Annotated in this window: 31 protein-coding genes; 22 read left to right on the top strand and 9 right to left on the bottom strand. The window is 43.6% G+C overall.

Features of this window, described 5'->3' with window-relative positions; genetic code table 11:
- Positions 1-49: 49 nt before the first annotated feature.
- From FGL37_RS23490 to FGL37_RS23480, 3 genes are read left to right on the top strand one after another with little or no spacing between them, the layout of a single operon-like run.
- Positions 50-499 carry a DinB family protein gene (locus FGL37_RS23490; RefSeq protein ID WP_028068379.1) on the top strand — a complete coding sequence of 150 codons (450 nt, stop codon included), beginning with the start codon at positions 50-52 and terminating at the stop codon, positions 497-499.
- Between the two features lie 52 nt (positions 500-551).
- Complete coding sequence (locus tag FGL37_RS23485; RefSeq protein WP_037532105.1) at positions 552-3,104, top strand: BamA/TamA family outer membrane protein; 2,553 nt, start codon at positions 552-554, stop codon at positions 3,102-3,104.
- 55 nt (positions 3,105-3,159) lie between these two features.
- Positions 3,160-3,942, top strand: coding sequence for a helix-turn-helix transcriptional regulator (locus tag FGL37_RS23480; RefSeq protein WP_081817768.1), 783 nt, complete (start codon positions 3,160-3,162; stop codon positions 3,940-3,942).
- Between the two features lie 51 nt (positions 3,943-3,993).
- Here the strand turns inward: FGL37_RS23480 and FGL37_RS23475 are convergent, their stop codons facing one another.
- Entirely contained in the window at positions 3,994-4,656 is a 663-nt protein-coding gene (locus FGL37_RS23475) for a DUF1349 domain-containing protein (protein ID WP_037532102.1), read from the bottom strand.
- Positions 4,657-4,913: 257 nt separating this feature from the next.
- Between FGL37_RS23475 and FGL37_RS23470 the strand changes: the two genes are divergently transcribed.
- Both FGL37_RS23470 and FGL37_RS23465 read left to right on the top strand, forming a co-directional pair.
- Positions 4,914-5,510 carry a class I SAM-dependent methyltransferase gene (locus FGL37_RS23470; protein WP_028068376.1) on the top strand — a complete coding sequence of 199 codons (597 nt, stop codon included), beginning with the start codon at positions 4,914-4,916 and terminating at the stop codon, positions 5,508-5,510.
- A 24-nt stretch (positions 5,511-5,534) separates the two neighbouring features.
- The gene (locus FGL37_RS23465) at positions 5,535-6,443 is read left to right on the top strand and encodes an NAD(P)/FAD-dependent oxidoreductase (protein ID WP_028068375.1); all 909 of its coding nucleotides are present in this window, start codon (positions 5,535-5,537) and stop codon (positions 6,441-6,443) included.
- A gap of 66 nt (positions 6,444-6,509) precedes the next feature.
- Here the strand turns inward: FGL37_RS23465 and FGL37_RS23460 are convergent, their stop codons facing one another.
- Positions 6,510-6,857: a winged helix-turn-helix transcriptional regulator gene (locus tag FGL37_RS23460; protein ID WP_051606452.1), complete on the bottom strand. Its 348-nt coding sequence runs from the start codon at positions 6,855-6,857 to the stop codon at positions 6,510-6,512.
- 93 nt (positions 6,858-6,950) lie between these two features.
- On the opposite strand from FGL37_RS23460, the gene FGL37_RS23455 reads away from it, so the two are divergent.
- Both FGL37_RS23455 and FGL37_RS23450 read left to right on the top strand, forming a co-directional pair.
- Positions 6,951-7,550: a nitroreductase family protein gene (locus FGL37_RS23455; RefSeq protein WP_028068374.1), complete on the top strand. Its 600-nt coding sequence runs from the start codon at positions 6,951-6,953 to the stop codon at positions 7,548-7,550.
- A 207-nt stretch (positions 7,551-7,757) separates the two neighbouring features.
- The gene (locus FGL37_RS23450) at positions 7,758-8,228 is read left to right on the top strand and encodes a hypothetical protein (protein ID WP_028068373.1); all 471 of its coding nucleotides are present in this window, start codon (positions 7,758-7,760) and stop codon (positions 8,226-8,228) included.
- 118 nt (positions 8,229-8,346) lie between these two features.
- Here FGL37_RS23450 and FGL37_RS23445 read toward each other — a convergent pair whose 3' ends face one another.
- Complete coding sequence (locus tag FGL37_RS23445; RefSeq protein ID WP_028068372.1) at positions 8,347-9,078, bottom strand: 3-keto-disaccharide hydrolase; 732 nt, start codon at positions 9,076-9,078, stop codon at positions 8,347-8,349.
- 463 nt (positions 9,079-9,541) lie between these two features.
- On the opposite strand from FGL37_RS23445, the gene FGL37_RS23440 reads away from it, so the two are divergent.
- Positions 9,542-9,907 carry a DUF7674 family protein gene (locus FGL37_RS23440; protein ID WP_037532098.1) on the top strand — a complete coding sequence of 122 codons (366 nt, stop codon included), beginning with the start codon at positions 9,542-9,544 and terminating at the stop codon, positions 9,905-9,907.
- Between the two features lie 126 nt (positions 9,908-10,033).
- On the opposite strand, the gene FGL37_RS23435 is transcribed toward FGL37_RS23440, so the two are convergent.
- Positions 10,034-11,035 (bottom strand): aldo/keto reductase, encoded by a 1,002-nt coding sequence (locus FGL37_RS23435; RefSeq protein WP_028068370.1) that lies wholly within the window; start codon positions 11,033-11,035, stop codon positions 10,034-10,036.
- Positions 11,036-11,116: 81 nt separating this feature from the next.
- Entirely contained in the window at positions 11,117-12,025 is a 909-nt protein-coding gene (locus FGL37_RS23430) for a helix-turn-helix domain-containing protein (RefSeq protein ID WP_028068369.1), read from the bottom strand.
- A 147-nt stretch (positions 12,026-12,172) separates the two neighbouring features.
- On the opposite strand from FGL37_RS23430, the gene arsC reads away from it, so the two are divergent.
- The 3 genes from arsC to FGL37_RS23415 all read left to right on the top strand — a co-directional run bounded on the left by arsC (position 12,173) and on the right by FGL37_RS23415 (position 14,269).
- Entirely contained in the window at positions 12,173-12,523 is a 351-nt protein-coding gene (arsC, locus tag FGL37_RS23425) for an arsenate reductase (glutaredoxin) (protein WP_028068368.1), read from the top strand.
- 341 nt (positions 12,524-12,864) lie between these two features.
- Positions 12,865-13,632, top strand: coding sequence for a DUF1266 domain-containing protein (locus FGL37_RS23420; protein ID WP_160169452.1), 768 nt, complete (start codon positions 12,865-12,867; stop codon positions 13,630-13,632).
- A 205-nt stretch (positions 13,633-13,837) separates the two neighbouring features.
- Positions 13,838-14,269, top strand: coding sequence for a hypothetical protein (locus FGL37_RS23415; RefSeq protein ID WP_028068366.1), 432 nt, complete (start codon positions 13,838-13,840; stop codon positions 14,267-14,269).
- Positions 14,270-14,423: 154 nt separating this feature from the next.
- Here the strand turns inward: FGL37_RS23415 and FGL37_RS23410 are convergent, their stop codons facing one another.
- A complete protein-coding gene (locus tag FGL37_RS23410) occupies positions 14,424-14,873 on the bottom strand; it encodes a hypothetical protein (protein ID WP_028068365.1) in 450 nt (149 codons plus the stop codon).
- Positions 14,874-15,144: 271 nt separating this feature from the next.
- Here FGL37_RS23410 and FGL37_RS23405 point away from each other — a divergent pair, with 271 nt between their 5' ends.
- Positions 15,145-15,600 carry an SRPBCC domain-containing protein gene (locus FGL37_RS23405; RefSeq protein WP_051606450.1) on the top strand — a complete coding sequence of 152 codons (456 nt, stop codon included), beginning with the start codon at positions 15,145-15,147 and terminating at the stop codon, positions 15,598-15,600.
- 10 nt (positions 15,601-15,610) lie between these two features.
- Positions 15,611-16,396, top strand: a complete 786-nt coding sequence (locus FGL37_RS23400; RefSeq protein ID WP_028068363.1) for an alpha/beta fold hydrolase — start codon at positions 15,611-15,613, stop codon at positions 16,394-16,396.
- Between the two features lie 68 nt (positions 16,397-16,464).
- Here FGL37_RS23400 and FGL37_RS23395 read toward each other — a convergent pair whose 3' ends face one another.
- Positions 16,465-16,659, bottom strand: coding sequence for a YqaE/Pmp3 family membrane protein (locus FGL37_RS23395; RefSeq protein ID WP_028068362.1), 195 nt, complete (start codon positions 16,657-16,659; stop codon positions 16,465-16,467).
- A gap of 298 nt (positions 16,660-16,957) precedes the next feature.
- On the opposite strand from FGL37_RS23395, the gene FGL37_RS23390 reads away from it, so the two are divergent.
- The 6 genes from FGL37_RS23390 to FGL37_RS23365 all read left to right on the top strand — a co-directional run bounded on the left by FGL37_RS23390 (position 16,958) and on the right by FGL37_RS23365 (position 21,183).
- Positions 16,958-17,158, top strand: a complete 201-nt coding sequence (locus tag FGL37_RS23390; protein WP_138097054.1) for a hypothetical protein — start codon at positions 16,958-16,960, stop codon at positions 17,156-17,158.
- A gap of 240 nt (positions 17,159-17,398) precedes the next feature.
- On the top strand, positions 17,399-17,848 hold the full coding sequence (locus FGL37_RS23385) for a GNAT family N-acetyltransferase (protein ID WP_028068360.1): 450 nt from the start codon (positions 17,399-17,401) through the stop codon (positions 17,846-17,848).
- Between the two features lie 258 nt (positions 17,849-18,106).
- Positions 18,107-18,892: a hypothetical protein gene (locus tag FGL37_RS23380; protein WP_028068359.1), complete on the top strand. Its 786-nt coding sequence runs from the start codon at positions 18,107-18,109 to the stop codon at positions 18,890-18,892.
- A 112-nt stretch (positions 18,893-19,004) separates the two neighbouring features.
- On the top strand, positions 19,005-20,144 hold the full coding sequence (locus FGL37_RS23375; RefSeq protein WP_028068358.1) for an acyltransferase family protein: 1,140 nt from the start codon (positions 19,005-19,007) through the stop codon (positions 20,142-20,144).
- A 20-nt stretch (positions 20,145-20,164) separates the two neighbouring features.
- Positions 20,165-20,791: a GrpB family protein gene (locus tag FGL37_RS23370; RefSeq protein ID WP_028068357.1), complete on the top strand. Its 627-nt coding sequence runs from the start codon at positions 20,165-20,167 to the stop codon at positions 20,789-20,791.
- Positions 20,788-21,183, top strand: a complete 396-nt coding sequence (locus FGL37_RS23365; protein ID WP_028068356.1) for a cytidine deaminase family protein — start codon at positions 20,788-20,790, stop codon at positions 21,181-21,183. Before FGL37_RS23370 ends, FGL37_RS23365 begins: the two co-directional genes overlap by 4 nt.
- Positions 21,184-21,260: 77 nt before the next feature.
- Here the strand turns inward: FGL37_RS23365 and FGL37_RS23360 are convergent, their stop codons facing one another.
- Positions 21,261-21,824 carry a GNAT family N-acetyltransferase gene (locus tag FGL37_RS23360; protein WP_028068355.1) on the bottom strand — a complete coding sequence of 188 codons (564 nt, stop codon included), beginning with the start codon at positions 21,822-21,824 and terminating at the stop codon, positions 21,261-21,263.
- A 77-nt stretch (positions 21,825-21,901) separates the two neighbouring features.
- On the opposite strand from FGL37_RS23360, the gene FGL37_RS23355 reads away from it, so the two are divergent.
- The 3 genes from FGL37_RS23355 (at position 21,902) to FGL37_RS23345 (ending at position 24,817) form a co-directional block, all read left to right on the top strand.
- On the top strand, positions 21,902-22,489 hold the full coding sequence (locus tag FGL37_RS23355; protein ID WP_028068354.1) for a TetR/AcrR family transcriptional regulator: 588 nt from the start codon (positions 21,902-21,904) through the stop codon (positions 22,487-22,489).
- 177 nt (positions 22,490-22,666) lie between these two features.
- Positions 22,667-22,960 carry a hypothetical protein gene (locus FGL37_RS23350; protein ID WP_138097052.1) on the top strand — a complete coding sequence of 98 codons (294 nt, stop codon included), beginning with the start codon at positions 22,667-22,669 and terminating at the stop codon, positions 22,958-22,960.
- Between the two features lie 543 nt (positions 22,961-23,503).
- Positions 23,504-24,817, top strand: coding sequence for a cryptochrome/photolyase family protein (locus FGL37_RS23345; RefSeq protein WP_028068352.1), 1,314 nt, complete (start codon positions 23,504-23,506; stop codon positions 24,815-24,817).
- Between the two features lie 59 nt (positions 24,818-24,876).
- Here the strand turns inward: FGL37_RS23345 and FGL37_RS23340 are convergent, their stop codons facing one another.
- Entirely contained in the window at positions 24,877-25,656 is a 780-nt protein-coding gene (locus tag FGL37_RS23340; RefSeq protein ID WP_028068351.1) for an alpha/beta fold hydrolase, read from the bottom strand.
- Positions 25,657-25,771: the final 115 nt, after the last annotated feature.

Below are 25,771 nucleotides of genomic sequence, written 5' to 3'. Positions count from 1 at the left end.
ATGCCGGAGAGAACCCATTATCCACAAGAATATGTAAAGTAAGGAACTTATGCTTATAAAAACACTAAAGCTTCTGTTTGATAGAGACTTAAAAAGACTTCGGGCGGAAATTGCCCTATATCAGGATGAGCGCAATATCTGGCGGGTGGAAAATCGTATTGCGAATTCCGCCGGAAATTTATGTCTGCATTTAATTGGTAACCTGCAGACGTATATCGGTGCCGAGATCGGAAAAACGGGTTATGTTCGAAATCGGGAACAGGAATTTTCGCTGAAGGATGTTCCGCGTGAGCAGCTTCTGAACAAAATAGACGACACGATCGCTGTCGTTGACAGCGCGCTGGATCAGCTAACAGATGATGTCTTGGCGGATGTTTATCCGTTATTGGTGTTCGAAGAGAAAACAACAACAGGCTATTTATTAGTTCATTTAACTACCCATCTGACTTACCATTTAGGGCAGATCAATTACCACCGTCGGTTGCTGGACATCATCTGAAGTCGGCAGCGTGATAGGCTGTGGGAGTCGGCAGTGGCGTAAAATTATTGGCATGAGAAGAATTTTGACATTGATCGCTTGCTGTGGCATTTTAAATGCACAGGCGCAGCAAGACAGCATAACGGTGGTGATCGCGCCGGAATACGACCAGGTTAGTATGGTTCACCGGTTTTGGCTGGGCGATAGTTACCGCAGGTTGTACAATACGCCTGTCCGTATGCGGATCATGGATCTGCAAAGTGAGCAAGGTGGACTCCGGGTAATCAAGCTGGGGGGAGGCATGCAGACACAGTCCCTTCGGATGGCTGATCCTACAGGAAGGGAATGGGTGCTCAGGTCTATTCAGAAATATCCCGAACGAAGCTTGCCCGAAAGCCTCAGGAAAACATTTGCAAAGGACATCGTCCAAGATCAGATTTCTATCGCACATCCTTTTGGAGCGCTGACGGTTCCGGTATTCAATAGGGCACTGGGGATACCCCATGTAGCTCCGGAGCTTGTTTATGTGGGGGACGATGCCGCGTTTGGTGAATACCGGGACGTTTTTAAGAACAGAGCCTATATGTTTGAAGCACGGACCCCTTTTGAAGATCAGAAAACCGATAACACCGCAAAAGTAATCCGAAAAACATTAGCGGACAATGATACACAGACTGACCAGCTATTAACGTTACGGGCGCGGTTGCTTGATTTTGTACTGGGGGATTGGGATCGGCATGAAGATAATTGGCGATGGGATCCGGAGAAGGAAAAAGGCAAAAGGATCTATACACCTGTTCCACGGGACCGTGACAAGGTATATTATAAAACTTCAGGCGTCTTTCCTGTATTACTTTCTTACCAATGGCTGAAAGCTCACTTGCAGCCCTTCGGACCGCATATCCGGAACATAGCTCATTGGAATTTTAATGCGCGTCATTTTGACCGCTTTTTTTTGAATCATCTCAGTGAGGGGGACTGGAAAGAGCAAATCAGGCTGGTACAGCAAAGTCTTTCAGATACATTGATTCATCAGGCTATGCTGGCGATGCCGGACACCATTGTCAAACTGAGTGCTGCGCAACTGGAAAAAAACATCCGCTCGCGCAGGGATGATCTTATGCAGAGCGGCATCACCTATTACCGTGCATTGGCCCAGGTCGTTGATCTGCCCTTGTCCGCAAAATCAGAATTTATCGATATCGATTATCAGCACGATGGCTCGGTTAAGGTAGATATCCGTAACAAGAAAAAGGATGGTACAGTAGGCCGGAGGCTTATACAACGTACATTCCGGCCCGAAGAAACCAAGGAGATCAGGGTTTATGGAATAGGGGGGGAGGATGAATATAAGCTGCATGGATCAGGACGTTCACCTATTCGGCTAAGACTAATCGGAGGGCAGGACAAGGACCGTTATCGTGTCGGTGAAAAATTTGATAACGGTCGGCAGGTATATATTTATGATTCGAAGGACCAAAGACCGGAATTAGGTCAAGTGGCCAATTCGCTCAGGCTCAAGTTGAGCAACGATAGTACTGTGCATCAATTTGAATATAATGGTTTTGCCTATGACCGCAAAGGCGTCGTTTTTAACATCGACTATGGAGTGGATCGGGGACTGATTTTTGGCTTAGGATATCTGATCGAAAATCAGGGGTTTAGAAAGAAACCGTATGCCTATAGGCATCAGATAATGGGAAGTTATCTGACCGGCCGGGAGTCGTTCATGTTTGATTATAAGGGCAATTATAAAGATCTCATCGGAGGACAGGATCTTTCTGTTCATCTTTCATCGCTCGGCCCCAAAAACCTCAGTAACTTTTTTGGCTATGGAAACAGCACGGTCTTTGAAAAATCGGAAGCAAGAGGTATTTCCTACTATCGCAATAGATTTGATATTGTACAGGCTGACATTCTTTTGGAGAAATTTCTGAAGCCAGAGTTAAAATTGTTCTACGGTTGGTCTTCCGGGTACTATCATAGCAAGGCAATTAATAACGTCGGTCGTTTTTTTGAGGAATTTAATGCGAAATACCCTGCTGAGTCTATCTATGGGAGCAATTTTTTTACAGGCGTCGCTGCTGGCATGGATTACGACACACGGGATCAGACCTCCGCGCCAAAATCAGGCGTGCATATTCATTCACGTCTGGTCTGGAATACCGAACTGGGGGGCGAACAGCGGGGTTATACCAAACTACAGCACAGTATGGCTGTGTATAAAACTGTTGTGAGCGACTATCTTACCTTTGCCAACAGGCTGGGACTGGATGCGGTGTGGGGGAATCCCTATTTTTATCAGCATGCACAGATTGGCGGGGAAATGAGCCTTCGGGGGTACAACTCAAGACGTTTTACAGGAAAGACGGCTCTTTATAATAATTTTGACGTGCGCCTGAAGCTATTCAGTTATTCCTCCTATCTTGTTCCGGGTACGGTAGGAGCGATCGGTTTTTACGATATAGGCCGTGTCTGGATGACCGGCGATCGTTCGGACACCTGGCATATGGGCTATGGAGGAGGGGTCTATTTTATGCCCGGTGATCTATTGATGATTCAGGGTGTGCTCGGGTTTAGCAGGGAAGCGACTTTACCCTATATTCGGGTTGGGCTTTCCTTCTAACTAATAACTGGCCTGCAGCCTGTTGTTGTGGAACAGTCATACTAAAAAATATTGAATGAATAGGCATATGGAATCGGAAGCTAAAAAAAAATTGAACAAATATCTGACAAGCCAGGAACAACGAAACAGCCGTGTCGAACTTTCCATCCTGCACCACTATAAACAATATGCGAAGACTTATGCTGAGATTCACAACGGAATAGCGGTGCTCAGTGACCTTACCGCGAACTGGAGCTACACCTTTATGGGCCAAATCGCACAGCGTTTGCATCTTTCAGAAGCGGAAAGAAAGCTGGAAATCAATAGTATCTGGGAAGATTTTCTGCTAGAACGCGTACACCCCGAGGATCTTGCTGTCAAACATGCGCTCGAACTGCAGTTTCTGGATCTGCTGAAAAGAGTTCCCTTGAAAGAGCGGTTTAATTATCGGGCGAATACCGTATTACGGATCGGCGGAAAGGGGGGGCAAACGTTAGCCATGTCACATCAGATCGTATATCTGAATGCTCCCGGTGCGGTATTTCCGCAGTTAGCACTGTGTTGTTATACTTTGCTTCCGGATACCGAAATCGCAGAAAATAACGGTAGCTATATTTTTAATCAGTTGACAGGTATGCGTTATCCCCTGAATGAGCAGGGGCTGAAAGAAACGATCAGTAACCGGGAAAAACAGATACTGAACTGCATAAAGGAGGGGATGATCAGTAAAGATATTGCCGCGAAACTGGATCTCAGTATCCATACGGTCAACCGGCATCGGCAAAATATTCTTCAGAAATTACAGGTGCGCAATTCGCATGAGGCAGTGCAGGTATTTAGCAGGATGTCGTCACGATAAGGTATCTTATGCTATCTGCCAGTTGAAATTCGGGCAGATAGCATAAGATACTCAGTCGGCGCTGTTTTCCTTCAACCACTTTGTGCGGCGTTGGTCGGGGAGATGTTTTATGCTGAAATGTTCAAATGTGGCCTGAAAACCATTGCCATCCGGCGAAGCCGCCATGACCCCTACCCGCACTGGGTGGTTGTCCTGTAACCAGGCATTCCGCATCATTGTGTACTTCTTGTCGTCAAAAGAATAAAAAAACTCGACGGCGTCCAGTCTGCGCACTGCTTTGATCCAAATATAAGGGATTTCTTTCTCGATCGGAATGATGCTCCAGTCGCTTGTCCGGTGGGTGACCACTGTGCTTAGATTGTACTTCCCATCAACATACTCAATTCCTGCTTTAATATAGTTCTCATGGTCGATGCGAAGCATGATGCCAGCTTGGTCGAATCGGTTTTGATATTTTGCTGTAATCTTAGCCTTTACTTCAAATTCGCCACCACGTTCGGTGTATAGAAATGGAGCGTCATCTACGGTGAAGCCATAGTGTGACAGGCGCCAGTAATCACTTTTGGGAGTGACCTGCATGGAGAGCGTGTTTGCAGTCACGTTCCATTCGGCAGGTTCATTATACCAGGTCATTTTATCAAGCTGTTGAGCCATTGCAGGAGCAGCCGTTACCTGGAGCAATACTGCGGCAAAAAAGATCTTTATGTTTTTCATGCGAATATTATGTAAGCAGAAGCGCTGTACTTCCGATACAAAGATATCCCGTAAGAAGCGAGATTTTCAATACTGATAAATAACCATTATCGTGAGCATCACAAACAATTGTAATTTATTTGCAATTTAATTGCATTTAATATTATTGCTACATAGTTGCAATAATAAAAAATGATATCTTCGTACTATTATTACGTCAGGGGTTGGCGTACGCTACGTTACGGAGCGGAAATAAAACGCCATTAAAAGGTATTTGTATGGAATTTTGGGAACGTCATTTTATAGAAAAAGGTGAGATGTGGGGGGGAAGCCCTGCCCGCTCTGCCATTATTGCGAAAGATTTCTTTTATAAAAAAAATATAAAGGACATTTTGATTCCCGGATTTGGTTATGGTAGAAATGCCGCTGTTTTTCTGGACAAAGGCATACAGGTGACTGGTATCGAAATATCGCCCACAGCAATTGCACTGGCTCGAAAGCATTTTGGAGATGAAACGACAATTTATCAAGGGTCGGTCACAGCGATGCCGTTTGACAATAAGCAATATGACGGAATCTTTTGCCATGCATTGATTCACTTGCTTGACAGGGATGAAAGGGCGAAGTTTATCCAAGATTGTTTTGGGCAACTGGCCGATGGGGGGTATATGATTTTCTCGGCAGTGTCAAAGGCAGCAGCTATTTACGGGCAGGGGGTACAGCTAAGTGTGGATCGATTCTCATTATTTGATGGCGTTAGCATGTTCTTCTATGATGAAAATTCCATCCGGACAGAGTTTGGTGCCTATGGATTGATGGACATCAGTGAAGTCGAGGAGAATTTTCCATTCCACCTGATCAGCTGCAAAAAATAAAAACGAATATACAAGTATAGTAAGATGAAAGACGATAAAGAATTCGACGTGATTATTATTGGTGGCAGTTATGCAGGTCTTTCTGCGGCCATGGCATTGGGACGTTCCTTGCGGCGCGTATTAGTATTGGACAGCGGCGCGCCCTGCAACCGACAGACGCCTCATTCCCATAATTTTATAACACAAGACGGTGAAAAGCCAGCAGTTATAGCGAACAAGGCGAAGGAACAGGTCAAGCGTTATGCTACTGTGACATTACAGAAGGGATTGGCCGTGGGTGGAAGAAAAACTCTGGCGGGTTTTGAGATACAGACAGAAAATGGCGAACTGTTTAGCGGCCGCAAACTTATTTTCGCTAGCGGTATCGAGGATATCATGCCCAGTATCCAAGGATTTGCGGCTTGCTGGGGCATTTCGGTGATTCACTGTCCTTACTGTCATGGCTACGAGTTCAGGGGCAGGAAAACCGCAATTATTGCCAATGGCGAGAGAGCCATGCACCTCGCCTCTCTCGTTCATAATCTAACGAAAGAGTTGACGATACTGACTACAGGAGAAACGAGTTTTAATGCAGAACAGCTCGAAAAGCTGCGAACAAAAGGCATCACCCTTCTGGAAAAAGAGATCAGCAAAATCCAGCACAAGAGTGGCTGGGTGCAACAGGTGGTTTTTAAAGATGGCGAGTCACAGGCTTTTGATGCGGTGTATGCTGCAGTCTCTTTCAGACAGCATTCAGCTATGCCAGCCACGTTGGGCTGCGAGATGACTGAAATGGGGCACATCGTCGTTGACAATTTTCAAAAGACAACCGTGAAGGGCATCTTTGCCTGTGGTGATAATTCCAGTATGATGCGGTCGGTGGCCAATGCGGTGGCAACAGGCAATGTTGCCGGAGCGATGGCCAATAAGGAGCTGGTAGACGAAATCTTCTAGATCAAATAGCCCATAAACCGATTTTTATGGGGACTGGATCTGGTGAGGGCAGCGGGTGGGCTACCATTATTTTACCTGTCGAACTGCCGCTGTCCGTGCAGCCGTGTCCCGTCCCCACGCCGCTAGGGACTGCAGTAGCGGGATCAATGTTTTCCCAAATTCTGTCAGCTCATAATCTACTTTCAAAGGAGCTTTATCTGTGTGAACCGTCCGTTTGACCAAACCATCGGCCTCCAGTTCCTTCAGCTGCAGACTTAATGTGCGTTCCGTGATTAAACGGCATTCCTTCCTCAATTCATTATAACGTTTTTTTTCGATTAAATGAATTAGAATTACTGCTTTCCATTTTCCGCCTATATATTTCATTGTCAGGCTCGTACTGCAGGGATATTGTTTGTTGTCTATCAAATACATCTGTTACTATCAAAATTGACCGTTATTGCAAATATAGTGCACTATATTTAAGTTTGCAACTATAAAAAATATAGTTAATTAACAAAGTAGGTTATGACATTTTTAGAAACAGCACAACAGCGTTACACAACAAAGAAGTATAATTCAGCAGAAAGGATCTCAGGACAACAGATTGCCGAACTGAAGGAGATACTGCGATTGAGTCCGTCTTCCATCAATAGTCAGCCATGGAAATTTTTCTTTATTTCGGAAGGTGAAACGAAACAGAAACTTGCAGCTGCATCGTATTGGAATGCGCAGAAAATTAATGAAGCCAGTCATCTCGTGGTATTTAGCGCTCTCGAAAATGTACAACGCTTTGAAGAACAGATCGCCAGTACACTGCCCGAAGGCTCTATACATTACTACCATCAGTTTCTAAAATCTCAGGGTGATGCACATGTAAAGTCCTGGATGAAACAGCAGGTGTATCTTTCTTTAGGTTTTTTTCTTGCCGCGTGTGCCGCGAATAAAATCGATGCAACGCCTATGGAGGGGATTGAGAATACTGTATATGACGAGATTTTGGGGCTTCAAGATTATAAAACGATGTTTGCTGTAGCCATAGGTTACCGGCATGCAGCGGACACAAACCAGCCTGCGATCACCGCCAAATCACGTTTGAAAATGGAAGAGGTCATCCAGACATTGTAACGCTTCAAAAAGCTGGGAGTGAAAATATCCCAGCTTTTGAGCAGATAAGGCGACACTTCAGCTACATATAAGCGATGAGGTAGAGCACACCCATCGTCGCGGGTAGAATTAAAAATAATGTGCCCTTTCGATGATAAAATAAGATAAAGTGAGCGACAACATAGTTATAATGAGTATGTTGGGATGATTTTTGTTGCTCATAATATCATGAGGCAGGAATTGGCAGAAAAGATAAAATTGTATAGTAAACGGTACGGATTGTTTATGCACCCCGAGTATATTAGTTTTGCCCGGGATACAACAAGACTGCTGCTTCGCAACGAGTGTCTTCGTGTAGGCGATATTAAAATCTATCAGGATTATATCGCTTCCCACTATCCTGAAGACTTGCCTTGGGAAATGAAACAATATCAGGAGGCGTCCAAGGCGCTGGAAAGGATGGATAGAATGAAGGCGATCTCTTGGGTGGCCACCCATCAAGTCAGTCTTTTTGAATCGGACATCTTTATCGACGATGAAGATGCCATCTTGCGGCCGATTCAGTCGAAGGATGGCGATTTGTTGCGTTACAATTTCAATACACTGGAAGAGCTGATTTACAATCATCAGTTGCCCGAAGAACTTTTTCGTAAAAATCGGTCGTATTTTTGGATTGATACCCGCGTGGAGTTCCGGTAGATAGGTTATCACACGCTGCTGTATCCAATTGGGGCCGAGTGAGGCATAACAGTGCCAGAACGACGGGAAAACCAAAGCCCTTAGCGTGGATCAAGGACTTTGAAAAAAAATATTTTTTTTATAATTTCTTGATTTTCAGATTTCTGAAGGAGACTCCGCGCGACCAGTCCTGAAGGGCCAGCTTACCATTTACATGCTGACCAAATTCCGGATAATCTTTAAAGGTGCTGTGTTTGACCAGATCTTTCCACTTTGCTGAAGTGAAATCCATTTCGGCGGTAACCTTTCCATTGAGATAAAAGGTGATTTTGCCGTTCTTTTGGATGATACTCGATTGGTTCCAGTCGTTTCCGGCCTTTGTATTGACAAAGTTTTGCTGCGGTAAAAACATGTACAGGCAGCCAGCGCGTTTTAGCGGTTTATCAAAGTCGGGGTGTGAATCAGCCAAGAGCTGGTACTCCGGCCCTGAATGATAAGTAGCATTGATATCCGGCCGCTCCTGAACATTGACGAAAACGCCACTATTACCTTCCTTTTCCAGCTTCCATTCAAATTTAAATTCATAATTTTTGTACTCCGCGTCAGAAACGAGGTCATATTTCTGGCTTTCACTACCGGGATCGCAATATATTGTACCATTTTTGACCACCCAGGCATTTGGTGCTTTTTTCTCATTATTGTATGTATGCCAATGATTAAGTGTGGAACCATCAAATAGTAGCTCCCATCCTTCATTCTTTTCTTCGTTTGTCAGGGTGTTGGGAGTACTCGTATCATTTTTGCAGGAGTAAAACAGACAGCCCAGACAAGCTGCAAGCAGAACTTTTTTGAACAGGTTTAAGTTTGTCATTGTATATAGTTGTTTTTTATCATTAACTCTTCTACAGATATTTACGAAAATAATGGTTAAAGTTTGTTTTTCCCAGATAATTGCGGTACATGGTATATTTGTTACATTCCTGATTTTACCCTTTAACTGTCATTTTCCTGACCATACTGCCAAAGGGGGTAAAAAGCCCGGCATTGATTTACTCTAATCCGTTTAGGGAATATCTTTTTGTTCCGTTATTTATCATTTTGATAAAGTCGCATATCATTTTGATAGGACTTTGTTTTCTTCGTTTTAATTGATATGTTTTTAAGTGGTTGATATTTATGGATTTGATGCGTTTGTCAAAATAATGGAATACTGTTTGGCATACAAGAATCAAACAGCGTAATAACATGAGCAGGGGGAAAAGAATATATTTCAGACGGCGGGGAATACTGTACAACAGGTTCCTCGTAATTGGTAAAGACAAATTACTTATAGAATGAAAAAGTTAAACCGTTACCGCGCTGGTATGTATCTGGTTTTCCATTACCGGGAGATTCGTTTAGAGCTTAATCAGCTGATCCGTCAACACAATTTTGCAGGGGCCCTACAGGCAATCATCAATTATCTCAGGTCGTTGACTGCCGACCATCGGGTAGATGAATTGTGCCGCCATATTTACTTCGTAGGTACCTTATATCGCAGAGGCAATCATTATGTCAGATATATCATAGAGAATCTGTTTGTTCGTTCTCTGGCCGGAATGAGACGAATCTGTTCCCCACACGAATGGACGCTGGTTGAAAACCGTCTCCCGCTATCTTTTTTGGAAATCCAGTGGAAACAGCAACACCTATTTATCTAAATTGATATATGACGCTTTATTTTAGTCGTGCTCTTTTTTGGGATCTGGCTGTTATGTCATCCTGAGAGCGAAACAGCGCTACAGCAAGCTCTGCGCTGTAGCGGTACTGTTGTGAGCCGGATCGTCCTAGTTGTTGACCAGGGCCATGGCACCTTCACTATAGCGTGCCCCGATGTTGGGATACTTTTGGAGGATAGCGTCGATGGCTGCCAGATCCGTATTTGATAGTTGTAGCTCTATAGCTCCGACATTCTCTTCCAGGTACTTTCGTTTCTTTGTCCCCGGAATCGGAATGATATCATCTCCCTGAGCCAATACCCAAGCCAGAGCGAGTTGTATAGGTGAGCACCGCTTGTCTTTAGCCAGTAGAGCAAACTCCGAAACTAGCTGTGCATTGTTGACCGCATGCTCTCCTTGATTGCGAGGCAATGTCCGTCTAAAATCGTCGGCCGCGAGGCTGTGCAGATCCAGTGCATTGGAAAATAGACCTCTGGCTAGCGGAGAGTAAGGGACCAGGCTAATACCTAAGTGACGTACTGTTTGTAATATTTCTTTTTCTACATCGCGGGTGAGCAGCGAATACTCGCTCTGGAGCGCTGCAATGGGATGTACGGCGTTTGCTTTGATGATGGACTCTGGCGATGCTTCGCTTAATCCCAGGTATCTCACTTTACCTTCTTTAACCAATTCAGCCATGGCGCCTACCGTATCTTCGACTGGGATATTGGGATCAATGCGGTGCGCATAATATAAATCAATAGTGTCCACACGAAGACGGCGTAGACTATTTTCCACAGCTATTTTTATCCAGGTGGGTGAGCCGTCAAAATAGGTGTTCGCGGTACCGCTAGGCCCGGCTTTTCCATCTTTAAAACGGAAACCAAATTTGGTCGCAATAAATACTTTATCCCGATTAGGAACCAGCACTTTTGCTATGAGCTCTTCATTGGCGCCGTTACCATACATATCTGCAGTATCCCAAAAATTCACACCCAGATCCAGCGCACGCTCCAATGTGGCAATACTTTCCTTTTCGTCGCTGGGACCATATGCAAAACTCATGCCCATACAGCCTAAGCCTATGGCCGATAACTTTTCGTTTGTTGTTCCAAGATTTCTATATTTCATGACTATTCTCTTTGTTCCATACAAAAGTAGTCACGGCTCTGCGGGATTGAATTAAGACAATCAAACAGATTCTTACACTTTTCAAACAGTATTGGTCCGTAGCTGGTTGGGCGATATTCCCGTATGCTTTTTAAAGAAACTAGTGAAATAGGATGGGTATTCAAAACCTAGGCTGTAAGCAATATCGGCGATGTTCCAGTGGGTGTGTAAGAGCAATGACTTGGCTTCTTGTGCGACACGGTGAGCGATATGCGCGCTGGTTGTTTTGCCTGTGGTCTCTTTAACCGCACGGTTGAGGTGATTGATATGTACCGAAAGAGCATGGGCATAGTCAGCCGGACTTTTCAGCTGTAGGCCGGGGGTGGTCGTGTTTACCGGAAATTGGCGTTCCAGCAATTCTAGAAAAAGACTGGATACACGAGAGGACGCATTGGTATAAGTACCATACTCCTGAGCAGGACTTGACTTCATCGCTTCGTGGATCAATAAATGGAGATAGCTGCGTAATACATCATCCTTATGCACGTAGGATGAGCTGACCTCCACCATCATTTTTTTGAAAATTGTCGAAATTTCTACCAGCTGTTCCCTATCTGGGAAATAAACTGGATTGCTCCCAATTTTAAAGAGAGGAGAGTCTTTTAGGCTTTCGATGCGCTCACTATGCTGGATGAACTCTTCGGTAAATACACAGTACCATCCCGATTGCTCTGAAGATTCAGGCTCCCAGGAGTAGGGTACCACCGGGTTGGCAAATAACATTGCCGGCCGGTCTATCTGTATCCATTTATCGGCATAGTACAGCTTTCCTTTCCCAATAATCAGTGAGGTCTTATAAAAATCACGGCGATTGTAGGGAGACGCCACTGTACAGGCGGCCCGGCTAAAGACGTTAAAGTGTCCAAAGCCCATATTGTTTAGAGCGGGGTCGACCTCTACCATTTCCGGATGCCTTTTATAAAAATCGATGACGCTTTCCGCTGATTTCATGATACTAAATTATTAAAAATCATCTACATTCTGGGCTTGTATCCGGATCAAATTACATTGAGAGAGCAAGAGTGTATTGATTTACTCGTATTTTTGCTTGACTTTACAGGTTGTACTTTTGGAAAGACGGCCACAATGACAGTAAATATGATTAAAATATTCCATTATCAACAATGTAGCAAGAGTTGTGCAGCGTTGGATTTTTTGCAAAAAAATGCGCAGGAGATGCAGGTACAGGAATATCTGCACGACACTCCCAGCAAAGCTGAACTAAAGGAAATTCTGGCTATGCTTGGTATGAAGCCCTTGGAATTGATCCGAAAAAACGAATCCCTATTCCGTGAACGATTCCAGCACCTTCAGCTGACCGACGATGAGTGGATCGAGGTGATGGTAAACAACCCCGTATTGATCGAAAGGCCCATTGTCATAAAAGATGACAAAGCCGTGATAGGACGCCCATTGGAAAAGGTAGTCGAGCTTCTACGAGATTGGTAATGGTACAATATTTGTTTGACCAAGAACATGAAACATGTGCTGAATACATTTGTGGCATTGTTTGATTTAATCAGACTGTTTTCTTAAACGTGAAGTGGCTTCATTATAGTGCAAAGGCCTGGACACTTAGCCTGCTTTTGGCTATTGTGGCAATAATCAGTTGAGTTTTCTTTTCAAATATAGAGCCGGATCCAGCAAATATGGGCGGCTATCACACCAATATATATCCGGTTGCCGGCAAGCAAACAATTATTTTCAGATTTACAGTATAAATGGGAACCATGGTGCCTACTGTACAAGGCATGGACCAGGATTGTGTAAACAAGAAATTAATCGTTAACATGATGTTTAAATTTTTTAGAGAACTATGGAGTAGTGCCAGAAAAGGGCTGGATGAAGCAAAAGAAGAGATGGCGCATAATGCTGTACTGGCAGCCCACGATAGTGCGAAAATAGTTGATCAGAAGCTATTAAAAACGGTTCCGTATGCTGAGCAGTTTGGTACAGCATTAGGGGCTCCATTCAGGACTATTGTCTTCGGTGACTGGTTTACGGTATTTGGGAGTAAAAATGACGATGGCACATATCCTGTGCATCTCTATCAGTTTGGAGACTATCCTAAACAGCCAGAATATCAAAGTGAATTTTTGAAGTTATTGAAAAGGGATTTTGGAATAGAGGATGCCGGAAGCTGCCTTGCGGTTTTAGCCTTTTATTTTAACTTGCTGGATATACCTGCGTCTGGCACCGCACTGAAAAGCGCAAGCGAGCAAATCAGTCCTGCCATGTGGGATATTCGTAAGCCCGGAGCGGATGCATTGGCCATTGCTGTTGCCAGCCATCTGATCACAGCTGCAACTGACGCTGGACTTCTTTCGAAATCAGCGGCATTAACGATGTTGGAGAAGCTGTCAGATTGTGCAGGATTGCGCTTTAATAGCTGGGAAACATACTCCCAGTGTTTTCTGGAAGGTGAAAATAATGTGGGCCTGAATAACAAAATCGGAAGGTCTTATCTTAAAAGATATATTGGTTATTTAAGGGGCAAAGTTGGCAGCCCATGGAATAACGTTCGGTGGATTGAGCGCCCCATGTCGGGGTATAGGTAGCGTCCACCAGCAGGATATCCCGCTGTGATGTCTTCGTGGAAAGCAGACGAAATTGTACTCTCTAAAGAGGGTAATAGGCAGGTACCTATATTTTCTCTCGAAGTGGGCAGTCAGGCATTCTGGGTCGGAAGCATCAATAGGAATCAGCCTGTGTACAGTAGTAAAAACTGCTTTTGATCCCGATTGTTCTAAAAAATAAACAGCTATGCATAAATTCCTGTCAATTATCGGGCTCATGACGCTATGCAGTGTTCAGAACGCCTGTCGGCCAACTGCGGATCGCAGAGGCACGCCTGAAGGTACTGGCTCACAAAACGGAGCAGAGAAAATTTATTTTGATAACGGGCAGCTTGTCAAACAGATGAAGTTTAGTTCGGGACATACAGATACCCTCTATATCAACGTGCATGCCGCAGATTCTGTCCGTATCACAATCAAGACAGCATCTGATACAGCCAATATCCGAATCAGTCAGCTCTTTTGTCCCGATGGGTCAGCAGACGGCCCATATGGACGGGAACTCAAGTATCGGTTCAGAGATAGCGGTAGGTATTATATGACCGTCAACGAAAATAAAATGATCGGAAATACATACACTGGATCGTACACAGCGGAAATTGCAGTGATCAATCCCTGAATAGCCAATCCTATGTATTAGCGTACGCGATATTCCCAATGTAAGCAGGTCTATTGGGGATAAAATGGGTGGCTAATTTGTAGGTGATCAGATAAATCCATAGCTACGTTCATGCCTCCGCATGAACGTAGCTATGGATTAGGCTGCAGAAATGCTATTCCACATTTCCTTTATATTTTACTTCGCCATTAACATACAGATCAGCCTTGTTGGCATCATATTTATAGCTGTCTTTTTGGTAGATATTGTTGTCCGTTTTATCCATAATAATGGTATTCTTTGTATTATCGGGCAAGAAAAGCTCCACTTTGGATTGGTCATCATTAGCAACAACAAATGCACTGATGACCGCTTCCCCTTCTTTCATGTCCACAGGATTCAGCCGGAGCCCTACATTAAAGACCTGAATACAGCCCTGTTTGATTTGACTCCATGTCTGACCTGCGCCGACAAGACATCCATGCTCGTCCTTATCGCCGCCTATGCTGTGGGCATCCTCATTGGCTACGCTGTCCGTGTGATCGGAGGAACCTGATTTTTCTGCATTGTTACAAGCTGAGGTAAGAATCATCAGACTCAATGCCACTAGTGCTAATTTTTTCATTCGAAACGGTTTTTTATATGTTTTCTCAACACGTGCAATAAATATACCATACTTATGCTCCCGTAAATACTCGGCTCTGCATGTCGATAGGCGCACGGCATAGATCCTGATTTACGAGACTCAAGCTATTGCTATACTTGCCGGACGAAAATATTGTCATAGGGCAAGTGTTTTCAGCCTGCAGTTTTTTAATATTGTCCGTGAGTTTTTACCATCGCTCGTCGAGATAACCGCATTGCTGAGGTAAATACCTACTGAATATCATGGGATTATGGAGGAGGTAAATCTAAGTACTAAAAAACTTGTTTCGGTCGTTTTGGTGGAGCGGCCTATCGAGGAGGTTTGGGGGCACTGGGGTAAGCCCGAGTCTATCAGGCAATGGAACATTCCCTTTGATGACTGGCATTGTCCGCTGGTCATCAACGACCTTACGGAAGGCGGACTCTTCGATTTCAGAATGGAGCAACGGAATAATCACGAGGGCTTTAATTATCGGGGAATATATCATCGTATTATACCATTGGAATGTATCGAAAGTACAGGCAATGGCAGAAATTGCATTGTTGAGTTTCAGGCCATTGACGACAATACAATCGTACGAGAGACATTTGAGCCGGATACGATGGTGCCTTTTGATTTGCAACAAGCCTTTACTGATGCCGTCCTCATGAATTTTAAAAAATTTGTCGAAAAAACACAGCTATCTTTGGGAGCTGATCAATATTAGAACAAAAGTTATGCATGCATTACAGCCGAAGATGGGCTACGCGCCCATAAATGGAATAAAACTTTACTATGAGATATATGGAAATGGCAGGCCATTGGTACTTATCCATGGAGGTGGCTCTTCTGGTTTTTCTGATTTTGAGGAAACTGTAAGACGCTTGCAGGATCGCTATCAGCTGATTTTACCGGACATGCAAAATCATGGGAGATCAGCCCATAGAACAGTACCAGAAACATTCGAGCAGGACGTCATGGATATAATAAGTCTATTGGACCATTTGTCTATCGGGAAAGCTTCAATTTTTGGTTTCAGCAACGGAGCGACCACGGCATTGAAATTAGCTGCTCTGTTTCCGGACAAAGTCGATAAGCTGATTGCGGCTTCAGGCAATACTAAACGGGACGGACTGATAGATGGCTTCTTTGAGAGCATGGAATCGTCTACCATAGATGCTGTGCCTCAATTTTTGAAGGATAACTTTTTAAAGCTTAATCCAGATCCTGATAAATTTAAAAACATGTATGAAAAGGACAGCCAACGCATGATCCACTTTCAGGATTTTGAACAGGGGGTGCTGGCGGGAATACAGTGCCCGGTCTTTTTGTTGGGCGGGGACCAGGATGTGGTCAGAACGCAGCATCTGGCGTCAATGCATCAAGAGATTCCCAATTGCCGGTTGATGATCCTACCTGCCAATCACGGGAATTATATGATGCGGGACTTCTTTGGTAATGTGGATGAAGTACTGATTGATTTTACCCTGGGACAAATTAAGGCCTTTTTAGATACTGAATGAGCGTACTGTTTGTCCAGCAGATCGTTGATCCGGAGCTGTTGTCCACGGCTAAATGAAAGATTCCGTTTTTAACGGCCCATTCTACGTTCGAGGCTCCTGATACGTTGCTTATTTTTGCCATCGACACGCGAAGCTACCGCCCAAATAGCAGCAGGTAACCATCCCAGAATAGTAAGCTGAAGAATCAGGCAGATTATTCCGCTCAAGATTTTACCACGTAAAAAGAACGATAACCATGGTAGCAGTACGGCGATTAAGATCATATGTATTGATTTATCATGTCTATTGGTGGATTTACACGTTAGCCTTTCGCTTAGGCTCTATGTCATCTCCAATACAAAAGTTAAAAATAATCCGAAATAAAACAAATGTAGAAAGGTCTCATGCAGGGACGTTTAAGTCGATATTGGATTTCCAGGAACCAAAACGTTAAGAAAACTTAAAATTTTTGGTTTCTGTCCATCTTTGAGATTTCTAAAATAGGAGTGGCATCAATGTTGATGTTTCCCTGTCGAATATTTTTTTAGATGCAGTTTACAATTAGCATAAATGACGGAACACATGGAAAACAACAAAAGCATTATTGAGATTTTGGATGACAGCTATAAGGGATATCTGGCAGAGGAAGGCAAATGGCTCAATGAAGGATTTAAAAACATTTTCGTGGATGGTGAACCCAGCAGGGAAAACCTAAAAACCCCCATTTATCTCATGTTGCCAGAGGATATTCGCGAACATGTTGATAAGTTATTGGGTGTTTAATATTGAAGTCTGCCAATAGAATCTTCCGAATGTACTGTCTGGCATAATATATTAGGTGGATCGTATTGGCAGGCTTATCTGTGAATCCCAAGACTCGAAGACAGTTATTTTCCAACTATTTATCTTTTCTTGATTATTTTATAATAATTTATTCGCTGGACTACTTCATATCTTTAATCTGGATGATTAAGGGGAATGACTTGGAACTTACTTTTGTCCGTATAATCAAAAAGTAAGACAATGAAATACGAAATTAAAAAAGCAAGTCTTGACGATTTGGACGCGACAGCCGAACTATTTGATCTTTACCGGATTTTTTACCGCCAGGAACCGGATTTTGAAAAGGGTAAAGCCTTTTTAAAAGAAAGGTTTTTAAGGGATGAATCGCACGTTTTTCTGCTGTTTGTGGATGGTAAAGCAGTAGGGTTTGTACAGCTTTATAAATTATTCCATTACACCAGACTCAAATTACAGTGGCTGTTGAGCGATTTATTTGTGCATGCTGATTATCGGGGGAGAGGCCTTTCAGTCGCGCTTATTGACCGTAGCAAACAATGGTGTGCTGAAACAGGAGCATGCGGTCTTATGCTTGAAACCGAGAAAACAAATGATATTGGGAACAACCTGTACCCGCGTTGTGGCTTTGAATACGACAACATACATAATTATTATCATTGGTGGAACTCGTAAGGCGGAGAATTTGGGGTTAAGATCCTTAATGTCCGGGAGGGTAATCTTTGATTCAGTCCTGGACATTTTTTATTCCAACACATAAGAAATCGTTAAAACGGCCCCATCACGTTTAATAAACACAAACTCCACGGATTGTAAATATTCCTATGGGTTTCTGGCAGCCAGCACAATATTGCATTTAATCTACAATTTGCCTAAGTTTGAAAAACTTTGGTCTTGCTACTAAGATCGAAAATGCAATGGCTATAAATACACATGAAATTAATTGACGCTACCTGTAAAAATATATTTGCCCTGTTATCAGGTTTTACCTTATTTATTTCTTGCCAATCTGAAGGACCAAAAATCATTGCATTGGAGCAGTTGGACAAGACGTTCAATGTTTCAGCATTTTATATCCCTAAGGTAAAAAAAACAGCGGAGATACTCGCCTTAGATGTCAAGAGCCTGGATAAAAGCGAGCTGAAAGAAGTATTTGAGACAGCGACATTCAAAAAGGATACACTGGCGTTTTTTGATACGCAAGGAAGTCTGCCCACCGCTTATTATTTAGAGTCGACGTCGAACTGGGAGACCAGAAATCGTAAACCGCACAAATATTTTGGTTACAGGTATACTACGGTATCATATCATGAAGATAAAGATACTTTAGCTGTACTTAATGGTGTTGCTTTTCCGGCAGTCAGCATGGCGGAGAGCGAGGATGGCCAAATTGCTTATTTACATGCTACAAAGTCTTCAAAGAATCAGACGGATTACGCAAAAATCCGTAGCTTTCTTCAAGAGCAATACAAGCCATTGCCGGTGACCGCAGATGTTAGTACCGGTATAAGTGGCTGGGAAAGCGAAGATTTTTATTATTTTCTGTCAAAAAAAGAGCGGAAAGAGGAGCAGATATTCTCTTTTGGTGAGGAAGCCGGGGAGGAGAATACCAGTGTAAATATTTCTGATATCCTTCTCGAGATTTACAGTAAAACATATATACAGCGCATGCGTGAAGAAAAAGCCTATCTGCGGGATTACATACCGGTGGTTCATTAGCAACTTATACAGCGTTCTGATGGTTTGTTTCATGCTTTGCTGAGCTCTGTTCTCTTGTTTGAATTTGTTATCTTAGCTGCTTGAGATATCAGGTTCGGTCAAACAAATTTTTATGACAAATTCGTCTGTTTCAACCCCTGTTTTTAAAGACAGCAAACCACACTATCCGGTATTGGATGGTCTCCGTGGAATCGCCGCAATCACCGTTGTGTGTTTTCATATCTTCGAAGCTTTTGCGAGCAGCCACTTGGATCAACGGATCAACCATGGCTACTTGGCGGTAGATTTTTTCTTTATACTTTCAGGCTTTGTTGTTGGTTATGCCTATGATGACCGATGGGACAGGATGACGACTAAGGATTTTATCCAGCGCAGACTTATACGTCTTCACCCTATGGTCATAGCGGGTGCGCTTATGGGTGCTGGGCTATTTTATTTCCAGGAATGTTCGGTATGGGACGTGACGCAGGTGACAGTTTCGTCACTTTTTATCGCTACGTTGTTGAATGCGCTGCTGCTTCCCGCACTTCCGGGTCAGGAAGTGCGGGGACTGGGGGAGATGTTTCCATTGAACGGCCCGAGCTGGTCCTTGCTTTTTGAATATATCGGCAATATCCTTTATGCTTTGGTTCTCCGGAGACTTTCCACAGGGCTACTCGGTGGTGTAGTCGCAATGGCCGCATGTGGATTGGCGATTTTCGCCGTATGGGGCCCATTAGGTGATATCTGTGCTGGCTTTTCACTGACATCAACTGAGTTTACCGCTGGATCGTTACGTTTTCTGTTTTCATTTTCTGCGGGCCTATTGTTGTCCCGAGTTTTTAAACCCTTCCGGTTTAAGGGCGCCTTCTGGACTTGTGGTCTTATTCTTGTCGCATTATTAGCCCTTCCGCGTATCGGTGGAGCCGAGAACCTTTGGATGAACGGGCTGTACGATACTTTCTGCTGTGTCATGGTATTTCCATTGCTCGTTGTGCTGGGTGCCAGCGGAACGGCCAGCGATAGGCTGACGAACTGGTTATGCAAATTTCTTGGTGATATTTCATACCCGCTGTATATGGTACATTATCCTTTTATTTATGTCTATTATGCGTGGGTAAAGAATGAACAGCTTACTTTTGAACAGTCTCTTCCGGGAGCTGCCGCTGTGGTATTTGGGAGTATTGTGCTGGCCTATGGCTGCTTGAGATATTATGATATTCCTGTACGAAAATATTTAACCCAGCGTTTCCTGACATACAAACGTAAATAACAATACTGGCTACTATCCATATGAAACTACCCTTTCAGCCTTACCAGCAGATCTGGAAAGATCAATTTGAAGGCATCAAAAAACAATTAAGCGATGTTCTACAACCACTGAAACCACGTATTGAACATATTGGCAGTACAGCTGTAGAAGGACTTTCCGCAAAACCGATCATTGATATACAGCTTGGTCTGCATAGTGAGGCTGATCTGAACCGTGTTCCCGAGCTGCTTCGCTTACCGCACGTGGTTTATTATCAGAAGTATAACAGAGATTGGCCGGGACGTCGCTTTTTTGTATTCCTGAAGCAGCCAGCCCTACAATTTGGTATTCCCAATGTGGTCGAGGTGGATGAGGAGATTCCGGAAATACTGCACGACCACGGTCTCCGGCTGGCACAGGTGCATGCATTTGTAAAAGGTACCGCAGATTGGGTTCGGCATATTGCCTTTCGTGATTATTTAAAAGCACATCCGGAAATACGGTCAGCTTATCAAAAGCTGAAAGAACAGCTAGTCCAGCAGGACTGGAAAGATGGAAATGATTATAATAAAGAAAAGGACCAGTTTCTAAAGACACAACAACAGCTTGCATTGGCCTGGTATGGCGATGAGCTGAACCGAAACGGGCGCATGGAGAAAGTGAAATGAATAAAAACCTTAAAGAAATCGCAAAAGAAATTGCAGGTACGAGAGTGCTGAACGATTTTATTGAATATGGAGGAGTCGCAGCGGCCATAGAAACCGTTGCGGGAAATATTTATACGGGTATCAGCATAGATACCGCCTGTTCTATGGGATTTTGTGCAGAGCATGCTGCAGTTGCCGAAATGCTAAAACATCATGAGTCTGTGATCAGGGCAATTGTAGCTGTCGACAGTGCTGGCAATCCTGTACCGCCATGTGGGCGTTGCAGGGAATTGATCAGCCAATTGTCCAGGCAAAACCTAGAGGCTGTGGTAGAAGTCAAAAAAGGGGTATTTAAGAAGCTTGAAGAATTGTTGCCTTTTGACTGGAAAGAAGATCAGGAGCGAAATTGGTAAAGTTATAATGCTGGAGAAGGAGAGGTATTGCACGAACCGTAGGGGCAGATTTGATCAGTATCGCCTATAGTGACAGGTCAGGAAACTGGCTCAACATAATTCTTCTTTAGTAAGGCAAAGATTTCGCCATCGACGAAACGTCCTTTTTCAAAGAAATAATCACGCAGAACTCCTTCGGAGGTCAGGTTCATTTTTTCCAGCAGCCTACGGGAGGCGAGATTATCAGGATCAATAAAGGCTTCGATGCGATTCAGTCTACAGTTATCAAATCCAAAAGAAATGATCGCACAAATTGCTTCGGTCATGATTCCTTGCTGCCAAAAATCAGGGTGAAGTTCATAGCCGATTTCTGCACGAAAATGCTCGGCGGAAAAGTTATGAAAGCCGCAGGTACCGACCAGTTGTTGTGGATCGGTCTTTAAGCAGATGGCCCATCGAATGGCTGTCCCCTTTTCGAAATTTTGCTGCCAGTTGCTGATCAGTGTATACGCTTCTTCAATAGACTCGAACGTAGGTAAGTCATAGTATACAGTCACCTCGTCTTTTGAAAAATAAGCAAATAACGACTCAGCGTCACTATCCAGAATCTGACGTAAATAGAGTCGGCTCGTTGTTAAAATAGGAAAAGTATCTGCGATCATGGTGTGAAATTAATCTTTTTTGCAATAAGTCGAAAAAATATATGAATTTTCGACATTTTTTGTATGTTTGTCGAGTAATGACAGTGCAGCAAGAAAATATCCGGGAAGAAATTATTCTTTCATCGATGAAAGTCTTCGAGACTTACGGTTATACGCGCGTTTCGATGCAAGATATTTCAAAAGCATGTGGTAAGGGACGTAGTACATTGTACTATTACTTTGACAGTAAGATGGCTGTTTTCGATGCAATAGCGATGTATTTATGCCGCGAGGTATTTACCGTGGCGAAAGCGAGTTATAATAGAAACGCCTCTTTGGAGCACAACCTGACGGGGTTCCTAAGAGCGAAACTGAGGCAGATCAATTTGATTACTAAACGTTTCCATCTGGCGTTTGAGGACCTCAAATCTGATCCCGCACTACTGCTTTCTAAGACACGGTATATGCTGGATGAAGAGATTGCTCTGATTCGTGAAATGATCGAAGTGGCGATAAGCAAAAAGGAGATTCAGTCTTTAGAGAAAAAAGATGTTTTGTTTCTTTCGGAAATGCTTGTCACAACGTCTCGTTGTTTTGAACAGGAAGTTATCCTTTTTGACCGGTTTCCAGATTTCGAAACAAGGCTCGCCTGGTTAACAAGTATCTGTGTGAAAGGCTTGTGCTGACCGAATGAACGGAGTTTCGGAGACGGAATTCTTTTCAATATAAACGAAAATCGCGTTTTTTTTTGCGTGAATATTCGACATAAATACAAAATTTGTCCAGATGATGAGTCGGCTATTCAGATTATTCAATTTCTTTCGATAAAAAATGATGCGTCTCATAAAAGCAAAAGAAATATCATGGGAAAAAATGTTAAAATTGGCTATATGAACGGAGAGAATGGTGCATCACGTGACTTGTTCGTGCTGATGGATACGGATGAAGTTATCGATTCATTATCTTCTGACTTGCTTGAAATAACCGTTGAACGATATATTCTAATTCATGACCAAGTGGAGAGATTGGATGAGTTGGCGCTTGCACTGGAAAATGCAGGCAAAGAGGTATTACTTGCTCGCAACATTAACGAGTTAAATGTCAGAGGTATTGGGGTAGATCAGTTGGAACAAATGGTGATTAAAATTTTGAAATAACCCTGTTGCTGGATGCACGTGAGTTTTTACCTTTTGTCAGGATCATAACCGTTTGGCGTTTTTCAATCCTGAATACCTACCAGCAATGAGGCCTTGCACTCCAATTGGTTCAAGTCGAAGTCGTATGAAGCTATCGGCTGTTAACCTTACCCGTGTAGGGCTGCCATTTGTCGTAATGTAGCCATTGGATGGCAACGAAACCGAAAAGTCGTCTAATATTTGAATTTTATAGGGTTGTAGCAAACTTTTTATGTCGTTAAAGGTTATTTTAACTTGTAATCGGATGGACAATAGCCATTTTGACAATAAAATAGTTTAACACAATTCATCTATCTTTTTTTGATATGAGGACATTTTCAATAAGCGCTTTGAGACAGTGGCTTCCACAGCAGGTCTAAAACAGACCAAAGCAGATACAGGATATCAGCCAGGCCTACGCGCGGTTGTTGAAGAGTGATATGAACTACCGTTTTGTCATTGACAGGCAGATTTGAAAAACTAAGTAACAGAAAAAGAGCTGGCCACAGAGCGAGCGTATAATTGATGGAAAAAGCTACGAGAGTTGTTGTGTTTTGGTTCCGGAGGGATCTTCGTATGGAAGACAATAAGGGGTTGTCGCGAGCCTTGGCCACGGGGCTGCCTGTGTTGCCTATTTTTATTTTTGACACCAATATTTTGGAGCGGCTTGCCAGTAAGACCGACCGGCGCGTAGATTATATCCATCAGGCACTGGAGGGCATCAACCGAAAGTTACAAAAATACGGTGCCAGGTTAAATGTCTTCAGGGGTGATCCGCTAACCGTGTTTGGCACCTTAGCGACGCAATATGATCTGCAGGAAGTCTATTGTAACCGCGACTATGAACCCGAGGCTATTCAAAGAGACCGGGAAATTTTCGAGTTCTTGAAAGCTTCCGGTGTTCCGTTTAGAGGCGTAAAAGATCAGGTCATCTTTGATAGAAACGAGCTTGTGAAAAATGACGGTACAGCCTATACGATCTATACGCCTTATGCCAAAAAATGGCGGGAAGAATTAGAACGGCATACTTATCAGCCGTCATCTGGCCTAGTGGGTCATTTTCTTCAGCAGGAGCATATCCCTTTGATACCCCTAGAGCAGCTGGGATTTAAAAAGACGGATTTGCTATTTCGTCTTCCGCGTTTAGATGCTGAAATTATAGCGAACTACGACAGATATAGAGACTTTCCGGCATTGTCGGCAACGACAAATTTGGGCATGGCACTCCGCTTCGGTACGATCAGTATCCGTCAATGTGTGGCCTTTGCGTTGGAAAAAAATGAAGTTTGGCTTTCAGAGCTTATCTGGCGTGAATTTTTTATGCAAATAATGTATCATTATCCACATGTCGTCAAGGAGTCGTTCAGAAAGAAATATGATGATATTCAATGGCGTAACCATGAGGAGGAATTTGACCGATGGTGCGAAGGACAGACCGGATACCCCTTGGTTGATGCAGGGATGCGACAGTTGAACAAGACGGGGTTTATGCATAACCGCGTTCGGATGATAGCGGCCAGCTTCCTCTGCAAACATCTGTTGATTGACTGGCGCTGGGGCGAAGCCTATTTTGCCGAAAAATTGAACGATTATGATTTGGCCGCCAATAACGGGAACTGGCAGTGGGCGGCAGGAAGCGGATGTGATGCGGCACCCTATTTTAGGGTTTTTAATCCAATACTTCAGGCAGAAAAATATGATAAAAATAGGGTGTATATCTCCCGCTGGATTCCCGAGCTCGTGTCGGGTCGATACCCGGGGGCCATGGTCGACCACGCATTTGCACGGGACCGTGCACTAAAAGCGTATGCTGCTGCTTTGGGAAAAACCAATACATAAGACACTGTCTCGTCCAGCCCCATAATGTTCGTTTATTCATCTGGGGCTGGAAGGCTTGGTTAATTCGTCAGAAAATCTGCTACAAAGGAATCGAAGGCCTGTGGATTTTCTGCTTGCACCCAATGACCAGCATTCGGTACCGTTTCGAATCTGACATTTGGAAACTGTCTTTTGATGTCGTCTTTATCCTCGGGGAGAATATAGCGGGACTTTTCTCCTGCGAGAAATAAAGTAGGCCCGGGGAATAGACCAGACTTTATGCCGACAGTAATAAAATCGGCGTATTTTTTTTGCAAAATATCCAAATTAAACCGCCAGCCTAATGTCCGGTCTTCTTTTATGTAGACGTTTTTGAGCAGGAACTGAATGACACCCGGATCCTGAAGGTACTGTTCCAGTTTGTCCTGGACATCTTTTCTATTGTTTACCTTGTTAAAATCCACGGCGCATAAGGCGTTGAAGATATCTCCGTGATGCGGCGGATATGCTTTAGGCGCAATATCGGCAATAATTAATCTTTCTACTTGGGCAGGATGGTCAAAAGCAAACTGCATGGCGATCTTACCACCCAGTGAATGCCCCAGCAAGACTACTTTTTGTGCACCTATGGACAGAATGTAATTTAGGAGATCCTTTGCCATAACCTCAATGGACATATCATCGCTATGGAAGCTGCGTCCATGGTTGCGAAGATCCAATAGATGTACCTGTCTTTTTTCGCCAAAACTGCGGCCAAAAGACCCCCAGTTATCTGCCATGCCAAAGAGACCATGCAGCACGAGAAGTGGGGTGCCGCCATTTTCCGCTCCATATATTTTACTATGAATAAGTTCTTCCAATGTCGTAAATGATTTAAGTCAGTAATAACCTTTACAGGCGATTGTGGCTACTAAGTTAGCTGTTATAAGGGACTTTTTTAATCTATTTGGTGTAAAACATGTGTGTGTGCCGTAA

It is taken from the genome of Sphingobacterium thalpophilum (assembly GCF_901482695.1).
Taxonomy (GTDB): Bacteria; Bacteroidota; Bacteroidia; order Sphingobacteriales; family Sphingobacteriaceae; genus Sphingobacterium; species Sphingobacterium thalpophilum.
This window is presented reverse-complemented; position numbering and strand designations above follow the sequence as displayed.

Excerpts from the sequence above, each read along its gene's own strand:
- FGL37_RS23490 (WP_028068379.1), top strand. The coding sequence starts at position 50 with ATGCTTATAAAAACACTAAAGCTTCTGTTTGATAGAGACTTAAAAAGA.
- FGL37_RS23485 (WP_037532105.1), top strand. The coding sequence starts at position 552 with ATGAGAAGAATTTTGACATTGATCGCTTGCTGTGGCATTTTAAATGCA.
- FGL37_RS23480 (WP_081817768.1), top strand. The coding sequence starts at position 3,160 with ATGAATAGGCATATGGAATCGGAAGCTAAAAAAAAATTGAACAAATAT.
- FGL37_RS23475 (WP_037532102.1), bottom strand. The coding sequence starts at position 4,656 with ATGAAAAACATAAAGATCTTTTTTGCCGCAGTATTGCTCCAGGTAACG.
- FGL37_RS23470 (WP_028068376.1), top strand. The coding sequence starts at position 4,914 with ATGGAATTTTGGGAACGTCATTTTATAGAAAAAGGTGAGATGTGGGGG.
- FGL37_RS23465 (WP_028068375.1), top strand. The coding sequence starts at position 5,535 with ATGAAAGACGATAAAGAATTCGACGTGATTATTATTGGTGGCAGTTAT.
- FGL37_RS23460 (WP_051606452.1), bottom strand. The coding sequence starts at position 6,857 with ATGTATTTGATAGACAACAAACAATATCCCTGCAGTACGAGCCTGACA.
- FGL37_RS23455 (WP_028068374.1), top strand. The coding sequence starts at position 6,951 with ATGACATTTTTAGAAACAGCACAACAGCGTTACACAACAAAGAAGTAT.
- FGL37_RS23450 (WP_028068373.1), top strand. The coding sequence starts at position 7,758 with ATGAGGCAGGAATTGGCAGAAAAGATAAAATTGTATAGTAAACGGTAC.
- FGL37_RS23445 (WP_028068372.1), bottom strand. The coding sequence starts at position 9,078 with ATGACAAACTTAAACCTGTTCAAAAAAGTTCTGCTTGCAGCTTGTCTG.
- FGL37_RS23440 (WP_037532098.1), top strand. The coding sequence starts at position 9,542 with ATGAAAAAGTTAAACCGTTACCGCGCTGGTATGTATCTGGTTTTCCAT.
- FGL37_RS23435 (WP_028068370.1), bottom strand. The coding sequence starts at position 11,035 with ATGAAATATAGAAATCTTGGAACAACAAACGAAAAGTTATCGGCCATA.
- FGL37_RS23430 (WP_028068369.1), bottom strand. The coding sequence starts at position 12,025 with ATGAAATCAGCGGAAAGCGTCATCGATTTTTATAAAAGGCATCCGGAA.
- arsC (WP_028068368.1), top strand. The coding sequence starts at position 12,173 with ATGATTAAAATATTCCATTATCAACAATGTAGCAAGAGTTGTGCAGCG.
- FGL37_RS23420 (WP_160169452.1), top strand. The coding sequence starts at position 12,865 with ATGATGTTTAAATTTTTTAGAGAACTATGGAGTAGTGCCAGAAAAGGG.
- FGL37_RS23415 (WP_028068366.1), top strand. The coding sequence starts at position 13,838 with ATGCATAAATTCCTGTCAATTATCGGGCTCATGACGCTATGCAGTGTT.
- FGL37_RS23410 (WP_028068365.1), bottom strand. The coding sequence starts at position 14,873 with ATGAAAAAATTAGCACTAGTGGCATTGAGTCTGATGATTCTTACCTCA.
- FGL37_RS23405 (WP_051606450.1), top strand. The coding sequence starts at position 15,145 with ATGGAGGAGGTAAATCTAAGTACTAAAAAACTTGTTTCGGTCGTTTTG.
- FGL37_RS23400 (WP_028068363.1), top strand. The coding sequence starts at position 15,611 with ATGCATGCATTACAGCCGAAGATGGGCTACGCGCCCATAAATGGAATA.
- FGL37_RS23395 (WP_028068362.1), bottom strand. The coding sequence starts at position 16,659 with ATGATCTTAATCGCCGTACTGCTACCATGGTTATCGTTCTTTTTACGT.
- FGL37_RS23390 (WP_138097054.1), top strand. The coding sequence starts at position 16,958 with ATGGAAAACAACAAAAGCATTATTGAGATTTTGGATGACAGCTATAAG.
- FGL37_RS23385 (WP_028068360.1), top strand. The coding sequence starts at position 17,399 with ATGAAATACGAAATTAAAAAAGCAAGTCTTGACGATTTGGACGCGACA.
- FGL37_RS23380 (WP_028068359.1), top strand. The coding sequence starts at position 18,107 with ATGAAATTAATTGACGCTACCTGTAAAAATATATTTGCCCTGTTATCA.
- FGL37_RS23375 (WP_028068358.1), top strand. The coding sequence starts at position 19,005 with ATGACAAATTCGTCTGTTTCAACCCCTGTTTTTAAAGACAGCAAACCA.
- FGL37_RS23370 (WP_028068357.1), top strand. The coding sequence starts at position 20,165 with ATGAAACTACCCTTTCAGCCTTACCAGCAGATCTGGAAAGATCAATTT.
- FGL37_RS23365 (WP_028068356.1), top strand. The coding sequence starts at position 20,788 with ATGAATAAAAACCTTAAAGAAATCGCAAAAGAAATTGCAGGTACGAGA.
- FGL37_RS23360 (WP_028068355.1), bottom strand. The coding sequence starts at position 21,824 with ATGATCGCAGATACTTTTCCTATTTTAACAACGAGCCGACTCTATTTA.
- FGL37_RS23355 (WP_028068354.1), top strand. The coding sequence starts at position 21,902 with ATGACAGTGCAGCAAGAAAATATCCGGGAAGAAATTATTCTTTCATCG.
- FGL37_RS23350 (WP_138097052.1), top strand. The coding sequence starts at position 22,667 with ATGGGAAAAAATGTTAAAATTGGCTATATGAACGGAGAGAATGGTGCA.
- FGL37_RS23345 (WP_028068352.1), top strand. The coding sequence starts at position 23,504 with ATGGAAAAAGCTACGAGAGTTGTTGTGTTTTGGTTCCGGAGGGATCTT.